This is a genomic window from Pseudonocardia sp. EV170527-09, assembly GCF_008369905.1.
Taxonomy (GTDB): Bacteria; Actinomycetota; Actinomycetes; order Mycobacteriales; family Pseudonocardiaceae; genus Pseudonocardia.
Genome location: NZ_VRMC01000182.1, coordinates 1 through 4040, shown reverse-complemented (window position 1 = coordinate 4040; position 4040 = coordinate 1). Strand labels below are relative to the sequence as shown.

The window sequence follows — 4040 nt, the reverse complement described above, 5'->3', positions numbered from 1 at the left end:
CTCCGCGACCAGAGGATGTTCACCACAACCGCACCACAACCCGCTACCGCGGCTTGACACGATCATTCGGATTCCCTCCGGTTGCCGCGACAGAACAGTAGGAACCTACATGTTAGGTGCCTGTGCAGTCGCCGTCGACGAGGCCGGACGGTGTCGACCCGCTGGGTCAGGGGAGCCGGAGAAGCCGGCCCACGGCGGTCCCGACGACGGCCGCCGGTACGGCGAAGACGAGTACCAGCAGCGTCCACCTCTCCCAGGAGTCCGTCTGCAGGTACTGCCAGAAGTCGCGGTGGCGCGAGGAGAAGCCGATCATCCAGTGCGCTTTCAGCAGGTAGTAGGTGCTGACCGCCACGATGCCGCAGGCGAGCACCGACATCAGGTTGGTGCTGAACCTGCGGGACACCATCGCCGAGAGCCCGAGGACCGCGGCCCATGACCACCAGGTGTCGGTCACCGCGACGATCGAGCCGAACTCGGCGAGCCGGGCGCTGGCCGACAGCGCGCCCCAACCACATCCGAGCACGGCCGTCAGCACGGGTAGCACCATCATCGACGCGCCCATGGAGTGCGCGGGACGCTGCGTCGGGACGGTCGGTGCGTGTGCGGTCGTCGGCGTCACGTCCACCACCCTCGGCTCCGCGGTGTTGCGAGACCGTAAGCGACGCCGGACGGGCCAGCTCCTAGTCTGGACGGCCCAGCGAACCGGGGGAGGGATCGTGCGGGTACTCGTCGTCGAGGACGACCAGGACATCCGGGAGGCCATGCGGGCCGGGCTGAGTTCCGATTCCGTCGTCGTCGACGTCGCTGCGGACGGTCACGAGGCGCTCGACCTGCTCGGGCTCAACGACTACGACGTCGCGGTCCTCGACCGTGACGTGCCCGGCCCGGACGGGGACGAGATCGCCCGGCGGATCGGGCACCGCGGCGCTGGTCCGCGGATCATCATGGTGACCGCCGCGGGGGGCCTGGCGGAGAAGGAGGACGGCTTCGGCGCCGGCGCCGACGACTACCTCACCAAGCCGTTCGTCATGAGGGAGCTGCAGCTGCGCGTGCGCGCTCTGGCCCGGCGGTCGACGCGTGCCCTGCCCGTGGTGCACGAGTACGGCGGCCTGCGGGTGGACACCCACCGGCACGAGGTCCACCGCGACGGCGGACTCGTGCCGCTCACACCCAAGCAGTTCGCCGTGCTCGAGGTACTGGCGGGCGAGGCCGGCGGTGTGGTAAGCGCCGAGGATCTGCTGGCCCGCGCCTGGGACGAGAACATCGACCCGTTCACCAACTCCGTGCGCGTCACGATCTCCGCGTTGTGCAGGCGACTCGGCCGGCCGTGGATCATCGAGACCGTGCCCGGGGTCGGATACCGGCTGTGCACCGACGGCGTGAGGTGACCGGGCTTCCGCAGCTGGGCATCCGCGCCAAGCTGACGCTCAGCTACGTCGGCCTGTTCCTCGGGACAACGGTGGTCCTGCTGACCGTGGTGGCGCTGTTCATCATGCGCTACATCCCCGACGCCGACCTCTCCGTCTCGGGTACCGGCCGGTGGGCCCCGGGCCGGCAGCCGATCCTGGAGGCGTTCGCGCCGCGGGCCGCGGTCGTCGTCGCGGTGCTGTTCGGCGTCGCCCTGGGGGTCTCGTGGTTCCTGGCGGGCCGCGTACTGCGCCCGCTGCCGGGTCTGACCCGCGCCGCGCAGCTGACCTCGCAAGGATCGCTGACCCACCGCATCCGCTACGTCGGCGCCCGTGACGAGCTCGGTCGCCTCGCCGACACCTTCGACGACATGCTCGCCCAGCTGCAGCGCCACGACGACCAGCAGCGACGCTTCGCCGCGAACGCCTCGCACGAGCTGCGGACTCCGCTGGCCGCGACCAGGGCGCTGCTCGACGTCGCCGAGGCCGACCCCTGCTCGCTCGACACCGGAGACCTGCTGGGGCGGCTCCGGCGGATCAACGAACACGCCATCGCGACCACCGAGGCGATGCTGGTGATGGCACGCTCGCAGGAGGGTCAGCTGACGACCGAGCGGGTGGACCTGTCGCTGGTCGCGGAGGAAGCCGTCGAGACGCTGGTCCCGGTGGCCGACCGCCGGAGGGTGACCCTCGACGCCGACGGGACCGCTCCCGCCCCCTGCTCCGGCTCGGCTCCGCTGCTGCTGCAGATGACACAGAACCTGCTGCACAACGCGATCGTCGACAACGTCGACGGCGGCCGGGTCGGGATCCGCACGGGGACCGAGGGCGGCCACGCCTGGGTGGAGGTGGACAACACCGGCCCCATCGTCCCGGAGGAGGCTCTGCCGACCCTGACCGATGCGTTCCGGCGGGTCGACGATCGCGGGCGGAGCGGCCACGCGGCCGGAGCAGGACTAAGGTTGTCGGTGGTCGCGGCGATCGTCAGGGCACACGACGGGTCGCTCGAACTGGGGGCGCGTGACGGTGGGGGCCTGCGGGTGCGAGTCGATCTGCCCTCACCGTGAGAGCCGACCGGCCTGCCGCGACGAGAGGGAGCGGTCGTCGCCCGATCCTGACCGCGGCCCGACCGGGTCGCGCTGCCGGGTGGTCTCGAGTCGACAGGTCCCCACGACGCCACACCTGGGTCCAGGGTGATCCGAGATCTGCTGATGGGCGGAACCACCACATGAAACCTCCCGTACGGTCACGCCGGGGCTGGCGACGTCTGGTTGCTGCTGCGACCGTGCCGGGCGTCGTCGCCGTCTCGGCGGCGTGCGGCCCCGGTGACGGCGTCGACTCCGGCGACGGAACGGAGTTCACGTACTGGTCGATGTGGCGAGCCACGGAGCCCCAGGGCCAGGTCCTCCAGTCCTCGATCGACCAGTTCACGAGGGACACCGGAATCACGGTCGACGTCCGCTGGCAAGGACGGCGAGTGCTGGACAACCTGGCCCCGTCGCTGCCCGGAGGGGCTGATGCAGACCTGGTGGACCAGTCCATGAGCAAGCTCCGCGCCGCCCTCGCCGACACCGGACAGGCCGCCGACCTCACCTCCGTCCTCGGCGAGCCGATCCCGGGCGAGAACAAGAGGATCTCGGAGGTCATCCCGCAGAAGTACCTGCCCTTCCTCAACGGCGGGGACGGCAAGCCCTACCTGATCCCCTACGAGGTGACCAGCCAGGGCCTGTGGGTGAACGCGGCCAGGTACCCGGACGTCGCCGCGAAGCCGCCGGTGAGCTGGGACGACTTCGTCGCGCTGCTCGCCACGCTCAAGGCGAGCGGGGTGACACCGCTCGCAGCCGACGCCGACAAGGCCCTCTGGCCGCTGCTGGTCCTGCAACGGGCGCTGGGACAAGAGGGTCTGGTCCGGTTGGCCCGTGACCGGACGGGCGAGGCGTGGAACGATCCGGCCGTCCTCGACGCGGTCCGCAGGCTCGAGCAGATGGTGCGCAGCGGCTACTTCGGCCACGCCTACACCGCCGCGCAGTACCCGGCCGGGCAGATCAGCTGGGCCCAGGGCAGGGCTGCGTTGATCCTGCAGGGATCCTGGCTTCCGAGCGAGACGGAACGGTACATGACGCCCGGCTTCAGGCCGACCTCGATCCAGCTCCCTGCCATCAACGGCGGCAACGTGGCCGTCGGCATCGAATTGTTCGGTTTCGCCGGGTCTGTAACGAGAACGGTGGTTCCGGCGATGTTGTCAGTAGTGCTCGGCGCCCGGCCAGCGGTCACCGAAAGTGATGGCGAAGGCGTTGAGGACTGGCTTCCAGCGCATCATCCATCGGGTGTGGCCTCGTCCGGTCGGGTCGAGGCTGCGGGTGACAAGGTACAGACATTTCATCGCGGCCTGCTCGCTGGGGAAATGCCCTCGCGCTCGGACCGCTCGCCGGTAGCGGGCGTTCAACGATTCGATCGCGTTCGTCGTACAGATCACCCTCCGGACCTCGATGTCGTAGTCGAGGAACGGCACGAACTCGGTCCAGGCGTTACGCCACAAACGTATCATCGCCGGATAGGCTCGCCCCCACTCGTCATCGAGATCATCCAGCGCGGCTGCAGCGGCATCGGCGGTGGACGCGGTGTAAATAGCTC

Annotated in this window: 4 protein-coding genes and 1 pseudogene; 3 read left to right on the top strand and 2 right to left on the bottom strand. The window is 69.8% G+C overall.

The window, feature by feature from the left end; all coding sequences use genetic code 11:
* Window positions 1-166: 166 nt before the first annotated feature.
* Window positions 167-619 (bottom strand): hypothetical protein, encoded by a 453-nt coding sequence (locus FVA95_RS27855; protein WP_149666786.1) that lies wholly within the window; start codon window positions 617-619, stop codon window positions 167-169.
* A gap of 97 nt (window positions 620-716) precedes the next feature.
* Between FVA95_RS27855 and FVA95_RS27850 the strand changes: the two genes are divergently transcribed.
* The 3 genes and pseudogenes from FVA95_RS27850 to FVA95_RS33330 all read left to right on the top strand — a co-directional run.
* Window positions 717-1388, top strand: coding sequence for a response regulator transcription factor (locus tag FVA95_RS27850; RefSeq protein WP_149666785.1), 672 nt, complete (start codon window positions 717-719; stop codon window positions 1386-1388).
* A complete protein-coding gene (locus tag FVA95_RS27845; RefSeq protein WP_240051780.1) occupies window positions 1385-2473 on the top strand; it encodes a HAMP domain-containing sensor histidine kinase in 1089 nt (362 codons plus the stop codon). Before FVA95_RS27850 ends, FVA95_RS27845 begins: the two co-directional genes overlap by 4 nt.
* A 161-nt stretch (window positions 2474-2634) precedes the next feature.
* Window positions 2635-3441 (top strand): annotated as a pseudogene (locus tag FVA95_RS33330) (ABC transporter substrate-binding protein); the annotation flags it as partial.
* 207 nt (window positions 3442-3648) lie between these two features.
* On the opposite strand, the gene FVA95_RS27835 reads toward FVA95_RS33330, so the two are convergent.
* A partial coding sequence (locus FVA95_RS27835) for a transposase (protein WP_193564271.1) occupies window positions 3649-4040 on the bottom strand: 392 nt, incomplete at its 5' end.